This is a genomic window from Paenibacillus riograndensis SBR5, from assembly GCF_000981585.1.
Classification (GTDB): Bacteria; Bacillota; Bacilli; order Paenibacillales; family Paenibacillaceae; genus Paenibacillus_AQ; species Paenibacillus_AQ riograndensis.
This window is the reverse complement of sequence record NZ_LN831776.1, coordinates 4,428,584-4,454,949: the sequence shown is the minus strand read 5'-3', so window position 1 is coordinate 4,454,949 and position 26,366 is coordinate 4,428,584. Positions and strand designations below refer to the sequence as shown.

Annotated in this window: 20 protein-coding genes; 14 read left to right on the top strand and 6 right to left on the bottom strand. The window is 52.0% G+C overall.

What is annotated here, in order from left to right; translation table 11 throughout:
• Position 1 precedes the first annotated feature (1 nt).
• On the top strand, positions 2–1,642 hold the full coding sequence (locus PRIO_RS18760; RefSeq protein ID WP_046504087.1) for a 2-oxo acid dehydrogenase subunit E2: 1,641 nt from the start codon (positions 2–4) through the stop codon (positions 1,640–1,642).
• Positions 1,643–1,645: 3 nt separating this feature from the next.
• The gene (gene lpdA, locus PRIO_RS18755) at positions 1,646–3,058 is read left to right on the top strand and encodes a dihydrolipoyl dehydrogenase (protein ID WP_020431194.1); all 1,413 of its coding nucleotides are present in this window, start codon (positions 1,646–1,648) and stop codon (positions 3,056–3,058) included.
• Positions 3,059–3,164: 106 nt separating this feature from the next.
• Here the strand turns inward: lpdA and PRIO_RS18750 are convergent, their stop codons facing one another.
• Complete coding sequence (locus PRIO_RS18750) at positions 3,165–3,956, bottom strand: alpha/beta fold hydrolase (RefSeq protein WP_020431196.1); 792 nt, start codon at positions 3,954–3,956, stop codon at positions 3,165–3,167.
• A gap of 197 nt (positions 3,957–4,153) precedes the next feature.
• Here PRIO_RS18750 and thyA point away from each other — a divergent pair, with 197 nt between their 5' ends.
• From thyA to PRIO_RS18735, 3 genes are all read left to right on the top strand, one after another.
• A complete protein-coding gene (gene thyA, locus PRIO_RS18745) occupies positions 4,154–4,948 on the top strand; it encodes a thymidylate synthase (RefSeq protein ID WP_046504083.1) in 795 nt (264 codons plus the stop codon).
• Positions 4,949–4,993: 45 nt separating this feature from the next.
• Positions 4,994–5,485 (top strand): dihydrofolate reductase, encoded by a 492-nt coding sequence (locus PRIO_RS18740; RefSeq protein WP_020431202.1) that lies wholly within the window; start codon positions 4,994–4,996, stop codon positions 5,483–5,485.
• A gap of 235 nt (positions 5,486–5,720) precedes the next feature.
• A complete protein-coding gene (locus PRIO_RS18735) occupies positions 5,721–7,208 on the top strand; it encodes a glutamate synthase subunit beta (protein WP_046504079.1) in 1,488 nt (495 codons plus the stop codon).
• Positions 7,209–7,278: 70 nt separating this feature from the next.
• Here PRIO_RS18735 and PRIO_RS18730 read toward each other — a convergent pair whose 3' ends face one another.
• Complete coding sequence (locus PRIO_RS18730; RefSeq protein ID WP_020431206.1) at positions 7,279–9,276, bottom strand: methyl-accepting chemotaxis protein; 1,998 nt, start codon at positions 9,274–9,276, stop codon at positions 7,279–7,281.
• 504 nt (positions 9,277–9,780) lie between these two features.
• Between PRIO_RS18730 and PRIO_RS18725 the strand changes: the two genes are divergently transcribed.
• Both PRIO_RS18725 and PRIO_RS18720 read left to right on the top strand, forming a co-directional pair.
• Positions 9,781–11,520 (top strand): proline--tRNA ligase, encoded by a 1,740-nt coding sequence (locus PRIO_RS18725; protein ID WP_046504076.1) that lies wholly within the window; start codon positions 9,781–9,783, stop codon positions 11,518–11,520.
• Between the two features lie 73 nt (positions 11,521–11,593).
• Positions 11,594–13,882 (top strand): type IA DNA topoisomerase, encoded by a 2,289-nt coding sequence (locus PRIO_RS18720; RefSeq protein WP_046504073.1) that lies wholly within the window; start codon positions 11,594–11,596, stop codon positions 13,880–13,882.
• A 146-nt stretch (positions 13,883–14,028) separates the two neighbouring features.
• Here PRIO_RS18720 and PRIO_RS18715 read toward each other — a convergent pair whose 3' ends face one another.
• The 3 genes from PRIO_RS18715 to PRIO_RS18705 form a co-directional block, all read right to left on the bottom strand.
• Positions 14,029–14,763, bottom strand: a complete 735-nt coding sequence (locus PRIO_RS18715) for a DsbA family protein (RefSeq protein WP_020431210.1) — start codon at positions 14,761–14,763, stop codon at positions 14,029–14,031.
• 99 nt (positions 14,764–14,862) lie between these two features.
• Positions 14,863–15,615 carry an HAD family hydrolase gene (locus PRIO_RS18710; RefSeq protein WP_020431211.1) on the bottom strand — a complete coding sequence of 251 codons (753 nt, stop codon included), beginning with the start codon at positions 15,613–15,615 and terminating at the stop codon, positions 14,863–14,865.
• A gap of 39 nt (positions 15,616–15,654) precedes the next feature.
• Entirely contained in the window at positions 15,655–16,572 is a 918-nt protein-coding gene (locus tag PRIO_RS18705) for an ArsR/SmtB family transcription factor (RefSeq protein WP_020431212.1), read from the bottom strand.
• Positions 16,573–16,709: 137 nt separating this feature from the next.
• Between PRIO_RS18705 and PRIO_RS18700 the strand changes: the two genes are divergently transcribed.
• From PRIO_RS18700 to PRIO_RS18675, 6 genes are all read left to right on the top strand, one after another.
• Positions 16,710–17,888 carry an MFS transporter gene (locus PRIO_RS18700; RefSeq protein WP_231869716.1) on the top strand — a complete coding sequence of 393 codons (1,179 nt, stop codon included), beginning with the start codon at positions 16,710–16,712 and terminating at the stop codon, positions 17,886–17,888.
• Positions 17,889–17,978: 90 nt separating this feature from the next.
• Entirely contained in the window at positions 17,979–18,704 is a 726-nt protein-coding gene (locus tag PRIO_RS18695; RefSeq protein WP_046504070.1) for a phosphonate ABC transporter ATP-binding protein, read from the top strand.
• A complete protein-coding gene (locus PRIO_RS18690; protein ID WP_020431215.1) occupies positions 18,704–20,026 on the top strand; it encodes a hypothetical protein in 1,323 nt (440 codons plus the stop codon). Before PRIO_RS18695 ends, PRIO_RS18690 begins: the two co-directional genes overlap by 1 nt.
• Positions 20,019–20,717: a response regulator transcription factor gene (locus tag PRIO_RS18685; RefSeq protein ID WP_020431216.1), complete on the top strand. Its 699-nt coding sequence runs from the start codon at positions 20,019–20,021 to the stop codon at positions 20,715–20,717. Before PRIO_RS18690 ends, PRIO_RS18685 begins: the two co-directional genes overlap by 8 nt.
• A complete protein-coding gene (locus tag PRIO_RS18680; RefSeq protein ID WP_020431217.1) occupies positions 20,714–22,141 on the top strand; it encodes a sensor histidine kinase in 1,428 nt (475 codons plus the stop codon). The genes PRIO_RS18685 and PRIO_RS18680 overlap by 4 nt, the downstream gene beginning before the upstream one ends.
• Positions 22,142–22,317: 176 nt before the next feature.
• Positions 22,318–22,506, top strand: a complete 189-nt coding sequence (locus tag PRIO_RS18675) for a hypothetical protein (protein ID WP_020431218.1) — start codon at positions 22,318–22,320, stop codon at positions 22,504–22,506.
• Positions 22,507–23,002: 496 nt separating this feature from the next.
• On the opposite strand, the gene PRIO_RS18670 is transcribed toward PRIO_RS18675, so the two are convergent.
• Entirely contained in the window at positions 23,003–24,226 is a 1,224-nt protein-coding gene (locus PRIO_RS18670) for a glucose-1-phosphate adenylyltransferase (protein WP_020429874.1), read from the bottom strand.
• Between the two features lie 216 nt (positions 24,227–24,442).
• On the opposite strand from PRIO_RS18670, the gene glgB reads away from it, so the two are divergent.
• A complete protein-coding gene (gene glgB / locus PRIO_RS18665) occupies positions 24,443–26,362 on the top strand; it encodes a 1,4-alpha-glucan branching protein GlgB (protein WP_046504066.1) in 1,920 nt (639 codons plus the stop codon).
• The last annotated feature ends 4 nt before the right edge of the window (positions 26,363–26,366 follow it).

Sequence of the window (26,366 nt, the reverse complement as noted above, 5' to 3'; positions counted from 1 at the left end):
GGTGGCAAAATTTGAGTACCGGTTCCCTGAGCTGGGCGAAGGTTTGCATGAAGGCGAAATTATCAAAATGCATATCAAAGCCGGCGACAAAGTAACCGATGACGATATCGTAATGGAAGTACAGAATGACAAGGCAGTAGTGGAAGTTCCTTGTCCGGTCAACGGCACAGTCCTGGAAGTGTTCACCAAAGACGGCCAAGTCTGCCGCGTAGGTGAAGTTGTAGCCATCATTGATGCTGAAGGCGACATTCCTGAGCAGGAAGGCGGCCATGCTGCAGCCCAGTCCACGCAAGAAGCAGATGCAGCCAAAGGCGGAGCAGACACTGCTTCTTCTCCAGCTACAAGCAGCCCGGCGAACTTTGAATATAAGTTCCCTGAGCTTGGCGAAGGTCTGCATGAAGGCGAAATTATCAAGATGCATATCAAAGCAGGGGACAAAATTACCGATGATGATATCATCATGGAAGTGCAGAATGACAAGGCAGTAGTGGAAGTTCCTTCCCCGGTCAACGGCACGGTGCTGGAAGTATTCGCCAAGGACGGACAGGTCTGCCGTGTAGGCGAAGTTGTAGCGATCATTGCCGCAGAAGGCGATGTGCCACAGCAGGAAGGCGGCCATGCTGAAGCTCCTGCTGCCCAGACAGCAGCTCCGGCAGCAGCTGCAGCACCAGCAGCAGTTCCAGCGCCTAACCGCGATGTGCTGGCTACACCAAGTGTACGCAAGTTTGCCCGTGATCAAAGCGTTGACATCTCCAAGGTGAACGGCACCGGCAAAAACGGCAAGATTACCCATGAAGATGTGGAAGCCTTCCTGAAGGGCGGCGCTGCAGCGCCGGCGGCGGATCCGGCAGCAGCGGCTTCTGCTCCAGCAGCAGCACCTGCAGCTGAAGCTCCAAAAGCCAAGACACCAGCGGCAGCAGCAGCTTCCGGCAACGTTAGCCTGGAAGAAGAACGCGTTCCGTTCAAAGGCATCCGCAAAGCGATTGCCAACGCCATGGTTAAATCGGCATACACTGCACCTCATGTTACCATTATGGACGAAGTGGATGTTACCGAGCTGGTAGCTTTCCGTGCCCGCATGAAACCAGTTGCCGAGAAGAAAGGCGTGAAGGTCACTTACCTTCCGTTCATCGTGAAGGCACTTGTTGCAGCTTCCCGTCAGTTCCCTGCGCTTAATGCCACTATTGACGAAGCGGCCAATGAAATTGTCTACAAGAAATACTACAACATCGGTATCGCAACTGATACAGACAACGGCCTGATCGTGCCTGTAATCAAAGACGCTGACCGCAAGAGCATCTGGATGATCGCCAGCGCGATTACGGATCTGGCTCTGCGCGGACGTGACGGCAAGCTTGCACCGAACGAGATGAAAGGCAGCACGATTTCGATCACTAACATCGGTTCTGCCGGCGGCATGTTCTTCACTCCGATCATCAACTTCCCTGAAGTGGCGATCCTGGGTACCGGACGCATCACCGAGAAGCCGGTTGTTAAGAATGGCGAGATCGTAGCAGCTCCTGTAATGGCACTGTCCTTGAGCTTTGACCACCGGATCATCGATGGCGCAACAGCACAGAACTTTATGAATTACATTAAGACCCTGCTTGCAAATCCTGATATGTTAGTTATGGAGGTGTAATAAATGGTAGTCGGAGACGCTTCAATCGAAATCGACACATTGGTTATTGGTGCAGGTCCCGGCGGGTATGTGGCGGCAATCCGTGCCGCCCAGCTCGGCCAAAAGGTCCTGATCGTGGACAAATCGGAACTCGGCGGCGTATGCTTGAACCGCGGCTGTATCCCTTCCAAGGCGCTGATCTCAGCAGCACATCAGTATGAAGCAGCACAGCACGGCGAGGTTTTCGGGGTTACTGCCGAGAACGTCAAAGTGGACTGGGCGAAAACGCAGGAGTTCAAAAACGGCGTGGTCAAAAGAATGACCACCGGCGTGACCAGCCTGATGAAAGGCAACAAAATTGAGGTGTTCAGTGGTGAAGCCATGTTCATCAGCGCAAACGAAGCCCGTTTGTTCAACGAGCATGAATCCCCGCGCTACAAGTTCAACAACTGCATCATCGCTACAGGTTCGCGCCCGATTGAGCTGAAGCCTTTCCCGTTCGGCGGACGTATTCTGTCTTCAACCGAAGCGCTTGAGCTGCCGGAAATTCCGAAGAGCATGATCGTGATCGGCGGCGGTTATATCGGTGCAGAGCTTGGTCAAATGTACTCGAAATTCGGCACTAAGGTAACTATCATTGAAGGTCTGGACACCGTTCTGCCAGGCTTTGACAAGGATATGACCCGTCTGGTTGCCAAAAACATGGCAAAAACAGGCATCGAGATCGTAACCAATGCCAAAGCTGAAAGTGCGGTTCAGAACGACAAAGAAGTTACTGTGAAGTACTCCGTAGGCGGGGAGTCCAAAGAAGTTACTGCAGATTACCTGCTGGTAACGGTTGGCCGCCGTCCGAACACGGACGGAGAACTGGGTCTGGATCTGATCGGCATTGAGCTGGACGAACGCGGACTGATCAAGGTTGACCATCAGGGCCGTACCAACATCCCTAACATTTATGCGATCGGCGATATTGTTCCAGGTCTGGCTCTGGCACACAAAGCCTCCTACGAAGGTAAAATTGCTGCAGAAGCCATCTCCGGACACAAATCCGTTGTGGACTACAAAGTAATTCCGGCCGTCGTGTTCACAGATCCTGAATGCTCCAGCGTAGGCCTGACTGAGAAAGAAGCGAAGGACAAAGGCTACACCGTAAAGAGCGGCAAGTTCCCGTTCGCAGGCAACGGCCGTGCGGTATCCCTGAACAGTCCGGAAGGCTTCATTAAGATTGTGGCTAACAGCGAGAACAACCTTGTACTCGGCGCGCAAATCGTCGGTATTGAAGCATCCAACCTGATTGCTGAGCTGGGGCTGGCGATTGAAATGGGCGCTACGCTCGAAGATATCGCACTCACCATCCATGCGCACCCGACCCTTGGCGAAATCGTCATGGAAGCTGCTGAACTGGTAGAAGGCCACCCGATTCACGTCGTAAAATAATAGTTTAACGCTTGTTCTGCAAGCATATTAAAGAGGATGTTCTCAAGAGCCGTGATTGGGCTGTTGGGAGCATCCTTTTTGTCAGGCGCACTCCATTCGCACCAGGCTAACCTTTTGGCGAAGAAGACTCATAACGATGAATAAACTGCCGGATTAACCCGTTCACTTTACCTGCTGCTTTTGTGGGGATCTGGTGTTTGGTTTTTTTGATAAAAACCAGCTCACTCTTTGGCAGCCGCTCTTGCAGCAGCTTGGCGTATGGATGGAACAGGGTGTCCTTTTCTCCGTAAACCAGTAAGACAGGGTGATGAATCCTGTCCAATTGAGCGGTACAGTTATATTGCATACTGTAATGATAATACTGTTCAGCGTTTTCAGCGTTTGCTCTTTTAGCACCGGTAAACAATGTCCGGAACAAGGACAGCCTGGCTTTTGCTTGACTCCACGAAATGGAAAGGGCAATGGCACCGATTGCGCCGATACGGGACAAGAAACGTCCTCGTGCTATTTTGTTTCTTAACTTTTTGTCGTTTACTTCCGACATCCCGCTGATCACAATTCCGCCGAATGCGCGCTCGGGACAGGTTAACAAAAAATCAAGGACAATCGAGCCGCCGGTGGAGTATCCGCACAAAAAAGCTTTTTCGATCTTCAACTGATCCATCAACTGCCTGATATCCTCAACAATTAACGGATAGGTAATCTCTTCCCTGGAAGATTTGCTGCTGCCGTGACCCCGGATGTCAAAAGAAATTGTCCGAAAATCCGCCGACAATGGCTTCATCTGATATAGAAAATTCAAGCTTGTCAGCACTGGAGGATGGATGAAAATTATCGTTGTTCCTTGTCCGCAGTCTGTGTAATGCATGCTGTATCCATTGATAAAGGCTTGCGGCATGGGATATCACCTTCTTTACATTTACGGGTTTGTCTTTATTTTGCGGATGATCCAATTCCCTCATACAGGGAAATAATGCCTGTTTTGTACCGAATGTATAAAGGAATTTGTATTTTCTAAGTGTTAACAAGTTACAAGGACCGTTAGGTCATGGTAAACTGATAAAAGAAAAAATAGTGGAGAGGGGTGCTGGACAATTGCGTAAATATTTGGATTTGCTTCAGGATATCTTAGACCACGGCGCCTCCAAAAGCGACCGGACAGGAACTGGCACATTATCTGTATTTGGACGCCAGCTCCGGTTCGATCTGGCCGAAGGGTTTCCGCTGGTAACCACCAAGCGTATCCATCTGAAGTCGGTAATACATGAGCTCCTTTGGTTTTTGAAGGGGGATACCAATACCTCCTATTTGAAAGAACATGGAGTTTCGATCTGGGATGAATGGGCCGACCCCAATGGCGAGCTTGGACCTGTCTACGGCTCTCAGTGGCGGGCGTGGGAGAGTGCGGATGGCCGCCACATTGACCAGATCGCCGCTGTGATCGATTCGATTAAGAACAACCCGGATTCGCGCCGCCATATCGTCAGCGCCTGGAATGTGGGTGAAATAGAGCAGATGAAGCTGCCGCCCTGCCATTTTGTATTTCAGTTCTACGTGGCAGACGGCAAGCTTTCCTGCATGCTGACCATGCGTTCCGTGGATACTTTCCTGGGATTGCCCTTCAACATAGCCAGCTATGCGCTGCTGACGCATATGGTAGCCCAGCAGACCGGGCTTGAGGTGGGAGAATTCATCTGGTCCGGGGGAGATGTGCATATATATACAAATCATCTGGAACAGGTGGCCACCCAGTTGGCGAGAGAGCCTTATCCGTTGCCGAAGCTGGTGATCCGCAGACAGCCTGAGAGTATTTTTGACTATACCTTCGAGGATTTCGAATTTGTCGGTTATGAGCATCATCCGGGAATTAAAGCCCCGGTTGCGATATAACCCTTTGCGGTGGGAAAAGAGATTCTTGAGTAGAGGAGGAGCTGCATGAGCATTAGCCTGATTTGGGCCATGGCAGCCAACGGTGTCATCGGCAAGGACAATGATATGCCCTGGCATCTGCCGCGTGACTTTGACTATTTCAAGTCGCAGACGCTGGGAAAGAGAATGCTGATGGGCCGCAAAACCTGGGATTCACTGGGCGGCAAGCCGTTAAAAGGCCGAACAAGCATTGTCCTCACACGAGACCGCAGCTTTGCTCCCGAGGGGGCTGAAATTGTCCACTCCCTGGAAGAAGCGGTGGCCGAAGGCCGCCGGGATGATGAACTGATGGTTATAGGCGGTGCAGAGATTTACAAAATGATGCTGCCCTATGCCGACAAGCTGCTGGTAACCCGGATTGCCCAGGACTTTGAAGGGGATACGAGGTTTCCGGAGGTCGACTGGAGCGGGTGGAGAGAAATCTCTAACAGCCCGGGAATCCGGGATGAAAAGAATCCGTATGATTACCGGTTCTATGTTTATGAACGTCCGGTTTGAAAAAAAGCGTTTTCTCTAACACAACATGTGAAATAGTACAAATAATCAGCAAATTAGTCCATTACAGTGCGAAAGTGTTGGATGCTACTATAATTATTAAAATTAGAAATGCTAAACGTTTAAGTAATATAGAATGTGCAGGTACTTCATTGCGCTGAAAAACATATGGATGCCGCAATATGCTACAATGTACTATACAATCAACACGAAGAGATCGGATGGGGGAATCGTAAATATGTCTACACCTACTGGATTTATGGAGTATAAACGCCAGCTCCCAGGTGATCGGGATCCTGCGCAGCGCGTAAAAGACTGGGAAGAGTTCCACCATCATTTAACCGAGGACGAGCTTCGGACACAGGGTGCACGGTGTATGGACTGCGGAACTCCTTACTGCCATACCGGCATTGATATGAGCGGCGGCACTTCGGGATGTCCGGTTCACAATCTTATACCGGAGTGGAACAATCTGGTATACCGGGGATTGTGGAAGGAAGCGCTGGAGCGGCTGCACAAGACGAACAATTTCCCCGAATTCACCGGCAGCATCTGTCCTGCGCCTTGTGAAGGCTCCTGTACCGTCGGTCTGATCGGGCAGCCGGTGACGATCAAGACCATTGAGCTGGCGATTATCGATAAAGGGTTCGAGGAAGGCTGGGTTGTGCCGAATCCGCCGGAGAAACGGACAGGTAAAACGGTTGCCATCGTCGGCTCCGGACCTGCCGGTCTTGCTGCTGCTGCACAGCTGAACAAAGCCGGGCATACCGTAACGGTATTTGAACGCAGCGACCGCATTGGCGGATTGCTCACTTACGGTATTCCAACGATGAAGCTGGATAAACGTGTGGTTCAGCGCCGGGTGGATCTGCTGGCTGCTGAAGGTGTGAAGTTTGTTGTGAACACCGAAATCGGCAAGGATATTCCCGCACAGCAGCTCGTCGATGAATATGACGCTGTGGTTCTATGCGGTGGAGCGACCAAGGCCCGCCGTTTCAATGTAGAAGGCAGTGAACTGAATGGCGTTATGTACGCAATGGATTATTTGAACGGAACGATCAAGAGCTACCTTAATTCCAAGCTGGAAGATGGAAATTATGTGTCTGCGGCAGGTAAGGACGTAATTGTGCTTGGCGGGGGCGACACCGGCTCTGACTGTGTAGCGACTGCGCTGCGTCACGGCTGCAGCAGCATCACCCAGTTCGGAACCCATGACAAGGCTCCGCTGGAGCGTGATCCCATCGCGAATCCGTGGCCGCAATTCCCGAATGTATATACCCTGGATTATGCGCAGCAGGAAGCCAAGGCTGTCTTTGGTGATGATCCCCGTGAGTTCTCTATCATGACTACCAAATTCGTTGGTGACGAAGAAGGGAATCTGAAGGAGCTTCACACCGTGCAAATCCAGCGTATGGTCGATGAGACCGGACGGAAGATCTATCAGCCGATTCCTGGAACTGAGGCTGTGTATCCGGCTCAGCTTGCGCTGATCGCCATTGGCTTCGACGGACCGGAGCAGGATATTATTGAAGAGCTGAAGCTTGACACGGACCGCCGCAGCAACGTGAAAGCCCGCTATGGAAAGTTCAACACCAATGTGGATAAAGTGTTTGCTGCCGGAGATATGCGCCGTGGGCAAAGTCTGGTGGTATGGGCAATCAATGAAGGGCGCGAAGCCGCCCGTGAAGTGGATAAATATTTGATGGGCTCGACTGTTCTGGTCTAAGCCGGATGCTGTAAACCAAAAGCCGTCTCCCCCGCTATACGCGGTTGAGACGGCTTTTTTAGGCGTGCATCTATTCTTCAAGCTTGAAACGCTCGATTTTGTGCTGCAGGTCGGCAGCCATTTTGGACAGCTCGGTTGAGGAAGCGGAGATTTCCTCCATCGAGGCCAGCTGCTGTTCCGTCGCTGCCGTAACGTTCTGGAAGGCATCGGAGGTCGAACGGGAGATGTTGGAGATCTCCTGTACAGAAGCTGCTACCTCTTGCGCTCCGGCCGACATTTGTTCGGTGATGGCTGAGATGTCATGGATCTGGCCGTTGATTTTTGCGGTCGACTGTTCAATGCTGATAAAAGCCTCTTTGGCTTCAGTCGTGGCCTGGATGCCAAGCTCCACATCGGCAGCCACGGTGACGTGAATGGCCTGATACGTGCGGTCAATGAGCTCGGTCATCTGCTCAATGGTATCCTGGATATTTCCGGCCGTTGTCTTCGACTGATCCGCCAGCTTGCGAACCTCAGAAGCTACCACTGCGAAGCCCCGGCCGTGTTCACCGGCCCGGGCAGCTTCGATGCCAGCGTTCAATGAGAGCAGATTGGTCTGGACGGCAATATTGGAAATGGCGCTGCTCATCTCCGAAACCTGGCTGTTCAGTCCGTTCAACTGGCTGATCAGCTCAGAGGATTGATGGGTAGATTGGCGGATCGCATCCATTTGAAGACTCATCTGTGCGATTTTCCGGCTGCCTGTCGATACATCGGCGTCGGTGTCTGCGGACGAATCAACGATAGAGGCGGCAGCCTCGGCAATTTTTTGAATGCCGGAAGACATTTCTTCCATCGCCCGGGCAGTTTCTGCCATCGCAGCGGTCTGGGTCTCGGCTTCCATTGAGGAATTCTGCACCAGCTCGGCAACATAGCCTGTCGCCCTGGAGTTTTCTTCGGTTGTAGCGGTCAATTGCTGGCTTGAAGAGGCTAGTACGCCGGAGGTATCCGAGATATCTACAACGATATTGCGGAGTGAGCCAACCATGAGATTATAATTCTGGGCCAGCTGGCCGATCTCGTCGGTACGGTTAATCCGGATCTCTTCGTTCAGATAACCTTCGCTGACCCGGCGGGCGGACCGGTTCAAGCTCAAAATAGGTTTTGTGATAGCCTTGATAATAAAGAACATCATGAGCAGGGCGATAACCAGAGCTGCACCCAATACGATCAGACCATTGTACAGAACCGGGAGGGAAGCATCCGAAAACTCTTTTGTGGAGAGTACTCCGACAATTTTGAACCCGGTGGTCTTGTCGGTGGTATAGTAACCGCGCATTTGCAGACCCGTATCCGGACTGGTGTATGACAAGTCTCCGCTGTCTTTGTCCAGCAGTTGGATTACGTCCTCAGCAACCTCATCTCCCGCTTTTTTAACCGGATGGGAGACGAACTTCTTGTTGCGGTCCACTACGAAAATATAACCGTCTCTGCCAAGCTTGACCTTGTTGATCATCTCACCCATATGCTTAAGTGCAAGACTTGTGGTTAAAGCTCCTTTGCCGTCCTTAAGCGACTCGGAAATGAACAGGTTGTAATTGCCTGTAGTCAGGGAGACAAAAGGATCAATAATAGTTACATTACCGGCATTAGCCATGGAGGCTTTGAACCAGTCGCGGGTCCGGGGGTCATAATCCTGCTGCCCGATATTGGGTGATTTCATCCATGCGCCGCTGCTGCTTCCCAGTGTTATGACTTCCAGCTCCGGGTGCTCCTTCATGAATAATTCAATCAGTGCCTTGGTCTCCGGGTTCTTGGCTTCAATGTCAGCGGTGGTTACCTGTTGGCTGAGCTGCCGGACATTCCGTTCGGCGGCGCTGATGGTTTCATTGATCGTTCCTTGCAGCATCTCTACGCTGGAATGCGTAGATTCCTGCATCTTCAGTTCCAATTGCTTCTTCGAACTGGAATAGGAGAAATAACTCACAAGGAGGATGGGGATAACCAGCATCAGGGTGAAGATTAGCATCATTCGCTTCTGGAGTGATCTGGATGCGGCTTTTTGGAATAGTCGTTGAATAATGTTCATAGTAGTGTCTCCCCCTTGGATACGGAGAAAATGATCGCTCCATCTTCTTCGCAGCCTTTCTTTGATAAACTCTACTGATATATTCGGTTGATTGACACAATAATTTCATATCTAATGCGGTAGATGAAAAATATTTAATTTGCGCATTGCTTTTTATGAAAACTATAGAAACTTGACGCAGCCCTGAAAATCGTATAGATTAAAAACACTATTTATACCGAACAGCATTGACCGAGGATCTATGTTTCAAGGATCGTTAGTACAGAGAAGGGATTCACCGGCTGAAAGGTCCCTCACAGAACGAGAGAAGCATATCCTGCCTTGGAAGCTGCAGCATTACGTGCTGCCGGAATCGGCCGTTATCCGAATGAGGACTGCCGGGTTTGGAGCGGCGGTTGAAACAGGGTGGTAACACGGCACATTCGTCCCTGGCGGATGTGTCTTTTTTGTGTTCATTCCAGGCACTGTCTTTCACTTGAATTTACTTAAGAGAGGTTGAAGAATATGCGCCAAAGTCATTTGTTAGCAACTACCCTGCGGGAAGCGCCTGCGGAGGCGGAGACCGTTAACCACCAGCTGCTGCTGCGTGCCGGTTATATCCGCCAGCTGGCAGCGGGAATTTATACTTATCTGCCTCTGGGGCGGAAGGTGCTGCGCAAGATTGAAGCTATCGTGCGAGAGGAAATGGACGCCGCCGGTGCGCAGGAACTGCTGATGCCATCGATGCAGCCTGCAGAGCTGTGGAAGGAGTCAGAACGTTACGAGGTCTACGGCAAGGAGCTTATGAAGCTGAGCGACCGTCATGACCGTGAATTTGTGCTGGGGCCGACACATGAAGAGGTGATTACTTCGCTAATGCGGGGGGAAATCAGCTCGTACCGGAAATTGCCAATTACCGTCTATCAGATCGGGACCAAATTCCGCGATGAGCGCCGTCCCCGTTCCGGGTTGATGCGGGGCAGAGAGTTTCTGATGAAGGACGCTTACTCTTTTGATACCGGCTGGGAAGGGCTGGATGACACGTATAGCAGAATGTACAAGGCGTATCAGCGGATTTTTGAACGCTGCGGTCTTGTCTACCGGGCTGTGCACGCCGATGCCGGGGCGATAGGCGGGCAAGGGGAAACCCATGAATTCATGGCTATATCGGGCATAGGCGAGGATACGGTTGCGGTATGTTCGGCTTGTGATTATGCCGCTAACCTGGAGCAGGCTGAAGTCCATACTGAGGCGGAGGCGGTGCAGCGGAACGTCAGCAATCTGCCTGCTGCTGAGAAATTCCACACCCCTGGCCTCCGGACGATTGATCAACTGGAGCAGGAACTGCAGATTGCACCGGACCAGGTGATGAAGACACTGATCTATCAGGGCGGCGGCAAAACCTTTGCCGTGCTCGTTCGCGGGGATCATGAGGTGAATGAGGTTAAGGTCCGGAATTATATCGGAGCCAGCGAGATTGCTCTGGCGGATTCGGAGACGGTACAGGCGGCGGCCTTTGTTGAGAGCGGTTATGTCGGGCCGGTTGGACTTCCTGTGACTTTACTGGTTGACCGGGCGGTGGCTGCAATGACTTCCGGGATTACCGGAGCCGGAGAACGGGATTTCCACCTGAGGGATGTCGTGCCTGGCCGGGATTTCGCTCTGGAACACGTGGCTGATTTCCGCACAGCAGAGGAAGGGGAGACCTGTCCTGTATGCGGAAAAGGCGTCCTGCATTTTCAACAGGGGATTGAGATCGGGCATATTTTCAAGCTGGGGACGAAATACAGCGAGAAGCTTGGGGCTTCGGTTCTGGACGCCAACGGCCGGAGCAAGCTGATGATAATGGGCTGCTACGGTATCGGAATTTCGCGGCTGCTGGCTGCAGTGGCTGAGCAGAACAACGATGGGCAGGGGCTTATCTGGCCTGCGGCACTGGCCCCTTACCGGGTTCATATCCTGCTGATGTCTATCCAAGACGAGGTGCAGACAGCGGCTGCGGAAGCTCTGTATGAACAGCTTGCCCAGCTTGGAATTGAAGTCTTGCTGGACGACAGGGATGAACGCGCAGGCGTGAAGTTCAAAGACTCGATCCTCATGGGGATACCCGTAACCATTGTTGTGGGCAAGGCTGCGGCCGAAGGGAAGGTGGAATTTATGGACCGGGGCTCGAACAGCAAAGAGGTTATTGGCATAGCAGAAGCGGTATCGCGGATTACTTCCGGGGGAACTGCTGAGGGGGTAAAGTTTCCGGGAATGCGTTAAAAAGTGGCGGAGTTGATGGTATAATAGACTACTGGACGTATTTTGGAAGATTGAGGCTAAGGAGCGATACTTTTTGAAGACACTTATTATTGCGGAGAAACCGGATATGGGGCGGAATATCGCCGCCGCAATAGAACCGAAGGCCAAAAACTACCGTTCTTATCTGGAAGGCGAGCAGTATATTATTACCTGGGCCATCGGCCATCTGATCGGTCTGGCCGAACCGGAAGCATATGATTCAAAGTACAAAAAATGGAACATTAACGACCTGCCGATCATTCCCGAGGAGTTCAAGCTGGTGCCGAATGCGCGTACGCTGGATCAGCTGAAGGTGATCGGCGAGCTGGCGAAACGCAGCGACCTGCTGGTGAATTCCTGTGATGCCGGGCGTGAGGGGCAGCATATCTTCTCGCTGATTCAGCGGCATCTGAAGCTCAGCCAGCCCGTGAAGCGCCTGTGGATCTCCGACCTGACGCCGGAAACCATCCGCAAAGGGTTTCAGGAGCTGAAGGACGGCTCGGAATATGAGAATTTGACCAAGGCCGCCAAGGCGCGCAGTGAGGCGGATTGGCTGATTGGGATGAATGGCTCGCGTGCGTTCACGACCAAGCATAATGTGCTGCTCTCGGTAGGCCGGGTGCAGACCCCTGTGCTTGCGCTGATCTATGACCGGCAGAAGACGATTGAAGCCTTCTCTTCGCTGAAATTTTTTGAAGTTGAAGGGCATTTTACCCAGAATGAAGTGGTCTACAAAGGGATGTGGCAGGGGGAGCGGATGACCGACGGAGCCAAGGCTGAAGCGCTCGCGGCCAAGGTCAAGGGCAAACCGGCCAGAATCGCATCCTATGAGGTGAAGGAGACCAAGGAATACCCGAACAAGCTGTATGACTTGACGCTGCTGCAGCGGGAAGCGAACGGCAAATATGCTTTTTCGGCTAAAAAAACGCTTGATCTTGCCCAGGCGCTTTACGAGAAGCATAAGGTGATTTCTTATCCGCGTACCAACTCGAACTATGTCACCGAACAGAATATTCCGGAAATGCATAAGACGCTCTCTGCGCTCCAGGGGACAACCTATGACGAGTGGGTCAAAGGGGCGAACCGGAATCTGGTGCACAAAGGAAACAAATTTGTCTGCAACCCCTCCAAGGTTGAGGATCACCATGCCATCCTGCCGACGAACCGCAAGGCTTCCGGACTGAGCACCGATGAGGCCAAGCTCTATGATCTGATTGTCCGCCGATTTCTCTCACAGTTCTATCCGGCTGCAGAGTATAAGGTGCATACAGTCATTACTGAGGTGGAAGGCGAAAATTTCAAGACAACGGTCAAGGAACTTCTGAGTCTGGGCTGGAAGGTCATTTACGGCGATCAGAAGAAGGATAAGAAGCCCGCCAAAGGCAAAGGCAAGGAGGAAGACGAAGAAGAGGAAATTGAGGTCAATGAGCCGTTCTCCATAGATCCGCATGCCGGTGTGCTCTGCAGCGATGCCGTGGTCAAAGAAAAGGACACCCAGCCGCCCAAGCATTATACCGAGGGTACCCTCTTGAAAGCCATGGAGAGTGCCGGCAAGCAGATTGAAGATGAAGAGCTGCGCGATGCCATGAAGGATTCAGGGCTGGGCACACCGGCTACCCGGGCGGCAACCATTGAACGGCTGAAGAATGTCGGTTATGTGGAGATGCAGGGTAAAAAAATAGCCATTACACAAAAGGGCCGCACGGCGATTGAACTGATCCGCGGTGCCGGCGTCGAGCTGCTGACCTCGCCGGAAATGACCGGGCAGTGGGAGCGGCGCCTGAATGAAATCGCCAGAGGAACAGCGGCAGACAGCCAGTTCATGGCGAATGTGAAACGCTTCGCTTCTATGATTGTGGATAAGGTCCGGGTGCAGTCCAGGGCGGACAGAACCTCCTTCGAAGGAGAGACGCCTTCACTCCGCGGCGGAGCCAAAGGCCGGAGTACCGCTGGTTCCAGCAAGCCGGCCGGAAAAGCGGCGCCGGGGAAGCGCAGCGGGGAAGGGGGGAAGACGGCTGCCGTGAAGCCTGCCCGCAGCAGGCAGGCTTCAGCCGGAAGCGCAGCGGATGCCGGACCCAAAATCATTGGAGCCTGCCCGCGTCCGGGCTGCGGCGGCATGATTTTTATGGGCCGCAAAGGTTATGGCTGCTCCCATTACAAGGAAGGCTGCAAATTCGTCATCTGGAAAGAAACGTATGGCCGGACGCTTACCGATGCCCAGGTGAAGGCGCTGATCGAGAAGGGGAAGACCGGCAAGCTGAAGCTTACTGCAGAGGATGGCTCACCGCTGGAGGGCAAGCTGGTGCTGAAGAGCAGCGACACCGGACAGCTCGGCATCGAGTAAGGGGATCTTCAGCTCTCCCTGTCTTGTCCTGGGCAGGCTGCCGATGCCATGACAAAAGAGGATGTGCCTGGCCATCAATATGAAGGCCGGGCACATCCTCTTTCATTTTGAATAATCTGACACATTCACTTGTCCTGCTCAGGCTGCTAGCGGGCTTTAGCCAGCCCGGCTTCAATCGCAGCGGTCAGCCCCTCATAAGAGGAGTCAGGCAGCAATACGCCGTCAACCATGAACTTAGGCGTGCCGTTCACACCATAGGAGCCGGCGATTTTGAAGTCTTCCTTCACATCATACATATAGGTCTGGTTCTTAAGATCCTGCTCGAACTTGGCGTAATCAATACCGTCAATGTTCTTTTTTACAAAGTTCAGGATGAATTTCCGGGTGGCCCATATTTTGCTCTCATCCCCTTGGTTCTCGTACAGCTTATGCAGATACTCCCAGAACTTCTCATTGCTCTGTTTGTAGATGGCTTCACCGGCACTGGCGGCAAGATAGGAGTCACGGTCGAGAAAGGCGAAATTCATGAAGTACAACTGCACTTTACCGGTATCCACATAATCCTTGATGAAGGTATCCAGATAGGCTTCGGTCCATTTTTTGCAGGCAGGGCATTTGAAATCAGCGAATTCGATGACCTTCACCTTGGCATTTTCACTGCCCAGATGCGGCTGCTTCTCGTATTTCAGCCCGTCAACAACGATGGTTCCTTTGACATCCGTGTAGTTCGGGAGATCGTCGAGTTCGGCAGTTTCACTGGCCGTGCCTCTGGTTGTGACAAAGACAAGGACTCCAATGAGCAGAACGACAACGGCGCCGAGCAGCATCGGCAATAATCGTCTGTTGCCTGCTGGGGTGTGGGGATTTGCTTTCTTATTCATTGCGGACCTCCTGCGTGATATGAAAATCTACTCAATAAAGTATAATCACACCCGCAGCAGGCTGCATATGTCATTTGTAACAAGCCATGAAGATGCGCATCACCCGTGATTTTTGTACAGGGCAGCGGAGCGGATGACCGGCGGCACCTCGCTAATGGAGGTGATCGTCTGGACGGACTGCTGCATCTCGCGCTGCAGCTCAATGAGGTTGTAGAGCCATTCATTTTGCTGCTTCAGGTAGATGCTGTTGATGCCCGCAGTCAAAGCTGGAAGCACATCCGTACGCAGGGAATTGCCGATCATCCATGTGTTTTTGCGGTCAAAGCTATGCGTGTTCAGGATATTCTCCAGTGCCTCCACATTTTTGTGCTGGCGGATGTAGATCCGGTCATCGAAATATACATCAAGCTTCATTTGTTCGATTTTGCGCTGCTGGATGGTATCGTCCCCGCCGGTGTAGAGGTACAGCGCATGTCCGTCCTGCTTCAAAGTGTCCAGCGTCTCCACCATGCCGGGGTAGGCCTCAACCTCCTGATCATAGACGCTCATTCCGAGTTTCATCAGCTGTTGTTCCTGATAAGGATCAGCCGGCCGGTTGTATTTGATGCAAAAGTAACGGTACGTCGCAATGAGGGATTTCGGAAAATTATCGCTGGCGAGTCCGCTTGTGCTTACGGTTTGCACATCAATTTCTACCTGTTTGCTGCGGAATTCGGCGGTTGTCCCGCCATATTCGCCAAACCATTCGGACATCAGCTCGAAATATTGCCCCAGAATGAGGTCAAAATATTTGTTGCAATGCACCAGGGTGTCATCAAGATCGAAAATCACTTGCTGTGTCAAATATTTCATAACGCTCACTCCTAATAAGTATCTATATCTGAATCATTATTATATACGAATATAAGACTCCAGGAACATCTGAAGTTCCGAGGCGCCGTCGGGTCTGATGCTGTAGCGCTCCGTGCCTTCTCCCCGCAAATGCACCCGCAGCAGGCCGGCGACGCGCAGAATGAGCAGGTGGTGCATCAGCATTTCCCGCGTTTGGCTCAGCTCCGACTGCATCTCCCACATCGTCTTGGGCTCATGGGCGATAAAACGCAGCATACGCAGCCGGGTCGGGTCGGAGAGGGCCTTGGTTAAGCGGAGCAGCACGATAGGCGGTTCATCTTCACTGTCCTGCGGCACATCGACGGGATATTGCACCAGCATCAATTTTTTATAGAAGCAATAGGTATTGATCGGCCGGTTGTGGACGGTTGGCAGCAGTACTATGGTCTCCAGCTCTGGAATATCCTCGATGACCATGCCGCCGGAGGCATATTCAATGAGGGCGACGATATCCATTTTGCTCTCCAGCATTTTTTTCTCCGAGGCGTCTTCGATCATCAGCGTCAGCATCTTTTGCTCCGTATGGCGGAAATACTGGTCGTACCACAGCCGCAGCAGCGGAGTGTAGCTGTATTTGATCCGGGCGCATTCTTCCAGGGTGAACGATTCGAAAAAAGGTGCAGTCCGCTCAAAGCATTCCTCCAGCGAGCAGGCCTCCAGCTCATCCAGGAATTGGGTGACTTTGGAAGCAGGGCCTCTGCTGTACGCCCAGGCGTAGAGCACATCATAGTCTTCAAAAGGCCACTCGGCAGCCTGGCGCAGTGCAGAAATCTGCTGCGGGGCGATGCGGCTGTCGACATCGCGGATCCAATCGGGTCCGATGTCCAGATTGGAGTTCCATTTTTTGGTTACATATAACATAAAACTGTCCAGCAGTTCGTATACGGGCGATACATCAATTTCTAATTTATAGTTCACGAGCTTGCACCCCCAGGAAATCGGTCACTTCTATATATTATCTCTTGTTTTGAAGAGGGTTGTCCACTATAATGTTCGGTGTTTGCCAGGGCGGTGTAAGTTTTCGTAATCTTAGAAATACATAGGAGGATTCATCCGTGCCAGATAGTACCGCTGCAACTGTGACTCAAAGCAGTAAACTGAATTACTTCATTCTGATTACCGTTATTATTGCCGCGGGGCTCAGCCAAGGCTTGCTGCTTCCGGTATTATCCATTCTTCTGGAGCAAAAGGGGATTTCGTCCTCGCTTAACGGCTTGAATGCCGCCGCACTGTACGTAGGCTCCTTCGCGATGACGCTGGTGGCGGAACGGATTCTCAGCAGGATCGGTTTTAAACAATTGATCGCAGCCGGAATTAGCCTTGTACTGGTATCGCTCATTTTATTTCCGCTGCTTCCTGGAGTCAAAGCCTGGTTCCTGCTGCGCCTGCTCGTTGGCGCGGGGGATTCGGCCATCAATTATGCTGCCCAGCTCTGGGTGCTGCTGATGACGCCTGCCGCGCACCGTGGCCGCAATCTCTCCCTGTACGGGATGTCGTACGGGCTTGGCTTCAGTCTAGGGCCGCTTGGCATAAGCCTGCTCCGGTTCGGGCAGGCGGCGCCATTTGCGGCCATTGCACTGCTGTTTCTCCTCGTGCTGCTCCTCGTCTTGCTCAAGCTCCCGGATTCCCGTCCGGACAAGGCAGAGCATGGGGAGGGCCAGGCCCGCCGCTTTGTCCGCAGCTACAGTCTGGCATGGTATGCGCTGATCCCGGCTCTTTTATACGGGTATATGGAAGCAAGCCTGAACAGCAACTTCCCGGTATACGGTCTGCGCATCGGCTTCAGTGCCAATGAGATCGCAGCGCTGCTGCCGTTCGCAGGGATTGGCGGACTGCTGCTGCAGATGCCGTTAGGCATATGGAGCGACCGCTACGGCCGAAAGAAAATTCTGATTGTCTCCGGGGTGGGCGGAGGTTTGGCGTTTGCGCTGCTGCCGCTGGCGGAAGACCGGTTCCTGTGGACCCTGGTTTTGCTCATGGCAGCCGGCGGGCTTGTAGGCTCTTTTTTCTCGCTCGGACTCAGCTATGCTGCAGATATCCTGCCGCGTAACCTGCTGCCTGCCGCCAATGTAGTTTCTTCTTTTCACTACAGCATCGGCAGTATTACCGGACCGGGCCTCGGCGGCCTGCTCCTGCAATTCGGCTGGGGCGGCGGGGTTTTTCTGCTAATGGGAATTTTATATATTTTGTTCGGCCTGGCCGGGTTATTATTCTCGCCACGGCAGACGATTTGAGGTAAGATAAGAACGAGTGCTCGCATGGAATTTGATCCCGCTTTCAGAGTACACTATAGAGTAGAGATGAAGACAGGGAGAGGCTGAACAATGATCACAGTTGAACATTTGGCCAAAGCAGTCGGGGAAGACAAAATTCCGGTGCTGCAGGATATTGGCTTTCAATTAGAAGAAGGCGAACTGGTAGTGCTGCTCGGAGCGAGCGGAAGCGGCAAGTCGACGCTGCTGCGCTGCCTGGCGCTTAAGGAGAAATGGGACCGGGGCAACTTCAGGGTAGATGGAATGGATATTATGAAAAGCGCCTTTGCCGGCAAACGCAAGATCAGCCGCGAATGGGCATACCTGGAACAGAATGCGGAGCTGAATCCGAACCGGACGGCGCTTAAGAACGTGCTGATTGGTCAGTCATCGCAGACTCCGCTGTGGCGGATGGTGACCGGCATGGTGCGGTCGGATGATTACATGGGCGCTATGGACCAGCTGGATTTGCTCGGCCTGCTCGACAAGGCTAAGCTAAAGACCAGCCAGCTCAGCGGGGGAGAACGCCAGCGTGTGGCCATTGCCCGCGCATTAGTGCATGGCGCCAAGGTTATACTGGCAGATGAGCCGGTCACCGGCCTTGATCCCAAAACAGCGGAGAATGTGCTGGAGACCCTGCGCAAACTGTGCAAGGAAACCGGGCTTACGGTGATTACCGTGATCCCGATTGAGCTGGCGGAGCGTTATGCGACCCGGATCTGGGTGCTCGAAGACGGAAGAATCAAACATGATGTGAAGGGCCGCAGACTGACCTCGCAGGAGCGGGCCCGGCTGTAATGAACCGAACTGAAGGCAACCGGGAAAGAGTGATGAAGTTGAATAGACAAGTTCTGAAGCGCCTGGCGGCGGTGTCATTGTCACTGTCTGTGCTGTCGGGCTGCACCTTCATCAGCGATCCTGTTTCGAAGATGAGGGCGCCGCAGCTGTCCGCCGATAAGGCGTCATTGAAGACAGCGATCAATACGCTGAAGCCTGCCGGCTCCACGCTGATTCGTCCGGCCAATAATGATGACAGCGCCATTTTTACAGAGGACCTGGACAAGGACGGCATCATGGAGACACTTGTTTTCTATCTGACGAAGAATGAAACGGTGCAGATTCACGGCATGATCCTGGAGAAGCACGATAAAGCCTGGGTGAAGAAGCTGGTGTTTGACGGCAACGGAACCGGGCTGGACTCTGTGAATATTCAGGATGTTACCGGTGACGGCAAGCTGGATATCATTGCAGGCTACTCGCGCGGTGAAGAAAAAGGCATGGTAGTATACAGTTATTCTAACGGGGTTCTGGAGGAAATGCTGACACAGCCGTACACCAAATATTTGCTGGACGATCTGAACGAAGATGGAATTCAGGACATTACCGTTGTAAATTTCAAACGCAATGAATTTGCCACGATTGCAACCTATCAGTACAGCGACGGGTTCAAGGTTCTGGATGAACTTGATGATCTGGATCCGTACTTTAATAATTATTACAATATTGTCTCAGGAAAAGTAGCCGAACATAAAGAAGGTATCATCTTGGATGCCGCGATTGATTCCCATTCGGCCTATTCAACCATGGTGGTGATGGAGAACAACAAGCTGCGTGTGGTTGTTCCGGGGGACGCCAGAACCTTCAAGGAGCGTAAGATTGTCAGTGAAGACATCGACGGGGACGGCATTTTGGAGATCGGTCTGCTTGAGCCTCCCAAGGGCTGGGAATACTTCGATCCGCAGACCATTCCGTATTTTAATTCATACTATAAGTGGGATGGCAAGAACGGGCTTACCTTCTCCGCTCAGCTGTACCAGGACCCGTCGGACCGGTTCACTCTTAACATTTTACCGAAATGGTATGAGAAGGTGACGGTTGACACCAAGTCTGTCCAGGATAAATATTTAAGATTCATTATGCTGGACACCGGGGAGACGGTTGCTGAGGTTTCTTTCTTTACTCCTGCGGAATGGGACCGGGAGAAAAATGAAGGCTGGGAGATGCTCGGAAGCGATTTGGACAAAATTATCGGCTACCGGGGAGAACTGGAGCAGAATACAAGCGGGGGAGACAGCAATAAAATCACCTCGCCTATTGAAAGGAAGGGAATCGATGAGTAAAGTACTGATCCTGGAGGATGAAGAATCCATCCGGAGTTTTATTGTGATTAACCTCAAGCGCAACGGGTTTGAGGTGCTGGAGGCCGCAGACGGGAATGAGGCGCTGCACAAGCTGACAACCGTGCCCGATATTGACATCGCGCTGCTGGATGTAATGGTGCCGGGGATCGACGGATTTGAGGTATGCAGACGAATCAGAGAGACCAATGAGCGGCTGGGGATTATTTTTCTGACCGCGAAGGTCCAGGAGCAGGACAAAGTCTATGCACTTTCAGTAGGAGCGGATGACCATGTAAGCAAACCGTTCAGCCCTACAGAGCTGATTGCCCGCATCCAATCCCTGCTCCGCCGGGTCAATGTGCACCGCGAGCAGTCAGCCAAGGTTTCTTTTCAATCCGGGCCGTTTACGCTCGACCTGATTTCCAAGCAGTTTAAGCGCAGCGGAGAGGCGATTGAGCTGACCCCGACTGAATTTTCACTGGTGCAATATTTCCTGGAGATGGAGAACACCCCGCTCAGCCGTGATTCGCTGCTCGATCATGTCTGGGGCAAGGAATATATGGGCGATCCCAAAATAGTGGATGTTAACATCCGCCGGCTGCGGCAAAAAATTGAAAATAATCCGTCGGAGCCGGAATATCTTCAGACCGTGTGGGGCCACGGCTATAAGTGGAAAGGCCAAGGACAATGATCAAGAAGGGGATGCGCAGACAGATTGTTTTGCACTATATTTTTGTCGTCTTTGTGGCGCTTCTCCTCGTTGAGGTTATATTCCTGCTGGCGATCCGGACGTATTATTACGACAGTGTCTACAGTAAAATCACAACGCATATCGGGACGGCAGAGGATTTCCTGAAATATGAGATTTCCGGAGAGCGTTCACCCAATCAACTGCAAAAGCTGCTCGATTTCTTCGAAATGGACTATACGGAACTGCAGGTGCTGACGCAGGATGGAAATATGCTGATCAGTTCCACCGGATTTCAGCCCGACCGCACCATTACGACCAGTGATGTTCCAGAAGCGGTGGGGGGAAGTGTCGGCCGCTGGGTAGGCCGCCAGCCGGGGACGAACGAAAGTGTAATGGCCGTCTCCAAGCTGGTGCATATCAACGGGCGCGAGACATATGTTATCCGTTACGTCACCTCGATGGAAAGAATCGACAGTGATCTGCTGAACCTGACGCTGGTATCCATTGGGATTGGCTCAGCGGTTATGGCGATTGTCGTTTTGTTCAGCTTCGGTCTGGCGAATTCTATTGTCAAACCGCTGAAGAATATCACCGCTGTCTCCGCGCAGATGGCGAAGGGCAAATTCACTACCCGCATCAAAGGCGATTACCGCTACGAAATCGGTGATCTGGCTTCGACGCTGAATTATATGGCAGATGAGATTATCCGCAGCAACCAGATCAAGGATGATTTCATTTCCTCCATCTCGCATGAGCTGCGGACTCCGCTTACCAGCATCAAGGGCTGGAGCGAAACGCTCGTTTCCGGGGGATATGATCCGGAGGAAACCAAGCTGGGCATGGGGATCATCTCCAAGGAAAGTGACCGGCTGATCGGGCTGGTGGAGGAAATACTCGATTTCTCCAAACTGCAGCAGAATGAAATGAAGCTGTCCATGGGACGTGTGGATATCAAAGTGCTGCTGCAGGAGACCATTCTGAATATCTGGGCCAAAGCAGAGAAAAAACGGATTCATTTGCTGTTGGAATGTGAAGAGACGTTCTTTATCAAGGGCGATGCCAACCGGTTGAAGCAAGTGTTCCTTAATCTGGTGGACAACGCTGTGAAATTTTCTCCCGAGGATTCAAGCATCGTCCTGTCTGCACAGCGGCTGACAGGCAGTGAATTGGCGGTCATTGTGCGGGACAGCGGGATCGGCATCAGTGAGGCCCATCTCGGAAGAGTACGCGACCGCTTCTTTCAGGTGGATGCCCTGAATGGGGGGACAGGTTTGGGGCTTGCGATCTCGCAGCAAATTGTCGAGCTCCACGGGGGCAAGCTGGAAATGGACAGTGAGCTTGGCAAGGGGACGCAGGTGACCGTAATCTTGCCGATGACAGAAGAGCTTCCGCCGGAGGCTCCGCAGGCAGAGAATCTGCTCTAGCTCTGGTGCAGGAATAAAGTGAGGGTAGGGGATGAAAGGATGGGAGAGGAAGAACAGAGACCGGAGCATTTCCCTGCTCTACAACACGGTTTTAGGATCCATAAGGGGACTTTCTCAAACAGTGGGCCGGCCCTTCATTCACCTATCCGCTGGACCATAAGCAGCTTACGAATGATTTGGAAGGTGCCCATCATCCGGCGGAATCTGACAAGCTGATCTATTGTGCGGTTGAAGGGGAAGAACATCAGGTTGTAGGGCATATCAGCCTGTCAATTCAACGTGAAGCGGCGTTGTTCGGGGAGAACTACACCGATTGTATACAACTGAGTATATTGGACAGGGAATGGCGGGCCAGAAAGGCCTAGAGAAAAAGGGATGCGCGCTATCCATAACAGCGCAGCATCCCTTTTTTGAAAGAATTTATATATTTTGGGAGAAGCGAAGCTTACCCCCTTCTTTGGCCGGTTTTGTAACGAGTAACGGCAGAAATACCGTTGTTGGAGTGCCGAAGGCCAGCTTGCCCGGAAACAACTAGCACTTACCTACCGGCTTCTTCGCAGGTGCTAGTTGGAAAAAGGGAACTTATTTTTCCGGAAATTAAGAAATCCTGAGAGTTAAGTGGAAAAAGTAAACCAAATTGGGCTACTTTTCCTGAATAATTGCGAAATGAGCTGAATTAGTGTCCCTTTTTCCACTTATATCTGCCGAGAATAGGGAACTCCGGCAAATTAGTTAACCTTTTTCCACTTAAAGAGTTGCCGTAGGGTTCACGGGAGGCCGTTCCCCAGACAACGCTAGAATCAAGACGGCTGCGCTGTCCCGTGGAGGACGGCACAGCCGTTTTGTTCCTTACAGCTTCCTTTAGGAAGGAAGCCCCTCCGCACGCAGGCGTCCGGTTTTCTCATAGACCTCCTGCAGCAGACGGGAAGGCTGGGTTTTAATGACCGGTTTGGCGGCAACGATCTCATGCGGGCCGACAACTACAATGTTGTCCGGACTGCCCTTGATCACGGCCCCGTCCTTAATGACAGCCCCTTCGCCTATAATGGCATTCTCAATCAGCACGCCCCGTCCGATTCTTACTCCGGGCATAATGACACTTTGTTTCACCAGGCTCAGCTTGCCGACTTCAACCCCGCCGAAGACGACCGAACGGTTCAGGCTGCCCTCCAGCAGGCAGGAATCATTCACAAGGCTGTCGGCAGAAGGCAGCTGTATGCGCGGTTTATGCGCAACCGGCTTTGTCCGGCGGGCCCGGCTGTACATCGGCCAGCGGGAGTTGTCGAGCTTGAAGCCGTTGCCTTCGTGCAGCAGATCCATATGCGCTTCCCACAGACTGCCAACCGTACCTACATCCCGCCAATACCCGTTGAAACGGTAGGCGAACAAATCTTCGTTGCCATCCAGCATCTTTGGAATGACATCTTTGCCAAAGTCATGGCTGGAGGCTGAATCGGCTGCATCCTGCAGCAGATGCTCTTTGAGGTATTTCCATTCGAATAAGTAAATCCCCATAGAAGCAAGGTTGCTCTTCGGAACCTTGGGTTTTTCGGCAAATTCTGAGATTTTAAGCTCATCATTCACGTTCATTACCCCGAAACGGCTGGCCTCCTCCCAAGGCACTTCCATCACAGAGATGGTGGCTTTTGCATTTTTGCTGAGATGATAATCGAGCATTTTCCGGTAATTCATATGGTAAATATGATCCGCCGACAGAATAAGAACATGTTCTGGGTGGTGGCTGTCAATAAATTCAATGTTTTTATAAATGGCATCGGCTGTTCCTGTGTAGCTGTCTCTGCCTTCAACGCCGGAGGGAAGCAGCTTTACCCCTTTGTTTGACTGAGTATGGAGCCCCCATGGCTCACCTTCGCCAATATGGTTATGCAAAGAATCGGCTTCATACTGGGTCAGTACCCCTACAGTATCAATATTGGAATTTACACAATTGCTGAGGGGAAAGTCAATGATTCTATATTGTCCTCCGAAAGGGACTGCAGGCTTAGCCATGGTGGAAGTCAAGGGGGCGAGTCTGCGGCCTTCCCCGCCTGCCAGCAGCATGGCGATACATTCTTTTTTACTCATTTGTTATCCCTCCCATTTTTTTGTCAATGCTTGTAATATACACGCTGCGCAAGCACTTGAAACGCATAGGTGAAATATATTGCCCCGCTTCTGTAAAAATTACATTAATTATTTTCTTTGTTTTTCAAAACCCGGAAATCTGCCCGAAATCATTTTCAAAACCTCCACATTCGGGTAATGTTAAAGGTGCATCCTATATAATAAGGTGGTGATGATTTGGCCAATACATCAACAACAGTTAACCTCCCGTCATCTGATGATATTTATCTGTTCCATGAGGGCACGAATTATCGCAGCTATACGATGCTGGGCGCGCACATTGCCGCTGAAGAAGGAATACCTGGCGTACGCTTTACCGTGTGGGCTCCTCATGCGACATATGTAGGACTGGCTGGTAATCATAACGGCTGGGATGGGACCGAAGACGTGGACTCGTTATATAAGATACCCGATTCAGGATTTTGGAGTCGTTTTTTTCCGGGAATGAAAGCGGGAACTTTTTACAAATACAGGATTGTGGGCCCAGACGGCTCAAACTTTCTCAAAGCAGACCCTTATGCCTTCCAGGCAGAGGTACGTCCGGCAACGGCATCCATTGTTGCTGATCTGGACGGCTATGTGTGGGGGGATGCGGCTTGGCGGCGGCGGAGCAGGGCTCCTTATAATGCACCTTTGAACATTTATGAAATGCATTTTGGAACTTGGCGCCAAAAGGAAGATGGCGGATTATACACTTATCGGGAGATGAGTGAGCTGCTGATACCCTACCTGGTGGAAATGAGCTATACCCATGTGGAGTTCATGCCGCTTGCCGAGCATCCCTACGATTTATCCTGGGGATATCAAGGCACGGGTTATTTTGCCGCAACCAGCCGCTATGGGGAACCGAAGGATTTGATGTTTCTGATCGACAAGCTGCATCAGGCAGGAATCGGCGTGCTGCTGGACTGGGTACCGGCTCATTTTGCCAAAGATGCCCATGGTCTGAGAATGTTCGACGGAACGCCGCTGTATGAATATGCCGACCCCATGCTGGCGGAGAAGCCGGGCTGGGGAACATTGTCTTTTGATTTCAGCAAACCGGAAATTTCCTCATTTCTGATCTCAAATGCGCTGTTTTGGTTCGAGATGTTCCATATTGACGGAATGCGTGTAGATGCGGTCACCAGTATGCTCAGATTGGATTTTGAGAAAAAAGGGCATGAATTCCGCAGAAATGCCAACGGGGGTCTGGAAAATCTGGAGGCCATCCGGTTTATCCAGCGTCTCAATAAGACCATTTTTCATTATTATCCCAAAGCGTTGATGATGGCAGAGGAATCCAGTGCCTGGCCGGGGGTTACAGCTCCGGTGCATGAGGGGGGACTGGGGTTCAACTACAAATGGAACATGGGCTGGATGAATGACACATTAGGTTACATAGAACATGATTTTGGGGCAAGACCCTACCATCACAATTTGCTGACCTTTCCCATCTGTTACGCCTATTCAGAAAATTACACCCTCCCGCTGTCCCATGACGAGGTGGTGCATGGCAAGAAGTCGCTGCTGGACAAAATGCCTGGCACCTATGAGCAGAAATTCGCCGGACTTCGCCTGCTTCTGGGCTACCATATCAGCCATCCCGGCAAAAAGCTGCTGTTCATGGGAGGAGAGTTTGGCCAGTTTATCGAATGGAAGGATCAGGAACAGCTGGATTGGCTGCTGCTCGATTATGAGAGCCACCGCCGGATGCTGGCGTTCACGGCAGCGCTAAACAAGCTCTACGTGAATGAAAGAGCGCTCTGGGAGCTTGACCATGAGATGGAAGGGTACCAATGGATCGATGCCGACGACAGCGGCCAGAGCATCGTTTCCTATATCCGCAGGGGCAAAAGGCCGGTCGATACCCTGCTGATTATCATCAACTTCCAGCCGGTGGAGCGTCACATGTACCGGGTCGGAGTCCCGCGGCCGGGGACGTATGAAGAGCTGTTCAGTTCCGAAAATACGGAATTCGGCGGCTCCGGTGTGCATAATGCCCCGATGAAGAGCAGCAAAAAAGAATGGCACAACCAGGTGAACAGCATTGAACTGACCATTCCTCCGCTTAGCTTCCTGGTGCTGAAAAAAGCAGGCCGCAAGGCGGTAAAATAGGAAT

Coding starts and splice junctions, on each gene's coding strand:
- PRIO_RS18730 (WP_020431206.1), bottom strand. CDS start 9,276: ATGAACATTATTCAACGACTATTCCAAAAAGCCGCATCCAGATCACTC.
- PRIO_RS18715 (WP_020431210.1), bottom strand. CDS start 14,763: ATGAATAAGAAAGCAAATCCCCACACCCCAGCAGGCAACAGACGATTA.
- PRIO_RS18690 (WP_020431215.1), top strand. CDS start 18,704: ATGAACCGAACTGAAGGCAACCGGGAAAGAGTGATGAAGTTGAATAGA.
- PRIO_RS18685 (WP_020431216.1), top strand. CDS start 20,019: ATGAGTAAAGTACTGATCCTGGAGGATGAAGAATCCATCCGGAGTTTT.
- PRIO_RS18695 (WP_046504070.1), top strand. CDS start 17,979: ATGATCACAGTTGAACATTTGGCCAAAGCAGTCGGGGAAGACAAAATT.
- PRIO_RS18710 (WP_020431211.1), bottom strand. CDS start 15,615: ATGAAATATTTGACACAGCAAGTGATTTTCGATCTTGATGACACCCTG.
- PRIO_RS18725 (WP_046504076.1), top strand. CDS start 9,781: ATGCGCCAAAGTCATTTGTTAGCAACTACCCTGCGGGAAGCGCCTGCG.
- PRIO_RS18735 (WP_046504079.1), top strand. CDS start 5,721: ATGTCTACACCTACTGGATTTATGGAGTATAAACGCCAGCTCCCAGGT.
- PRIO_RS18680 (WP_020431217.1), top strand. CDS start 20,714: ATGATCAAGAAGGGGATGCGCAGACAGATTGTTTTGCACTATATTTTT.
- PRIO_RS18670 (WP_020429874.1), bottom strand. CDS start 24,226: ATGAGTAAAAAAGAATGTATCGCCATGCTGCTGGCAGGCGGGGAAGGC.
- PRIO_RS18740 (WP_020431202.1), top strand. CDS start 4,994: ATGAGCATTAGCCTGATTTGGGCCATGGCAGCCAACGGTGTCATCGGC.
- PRIO_RS18750 (WP_020431196.1), bottom strand. CDS start 3,956: ATGCCGCAAGCCTTTATCAATGGATACAGCATGCATTACACAGACTGC.
- lpdA (WP_020431194.1), top strand. CDS start 1,646: ATGGTAGTCGGAGACGCTTCAATCGAAATCGACACATTGGTTATTGGT.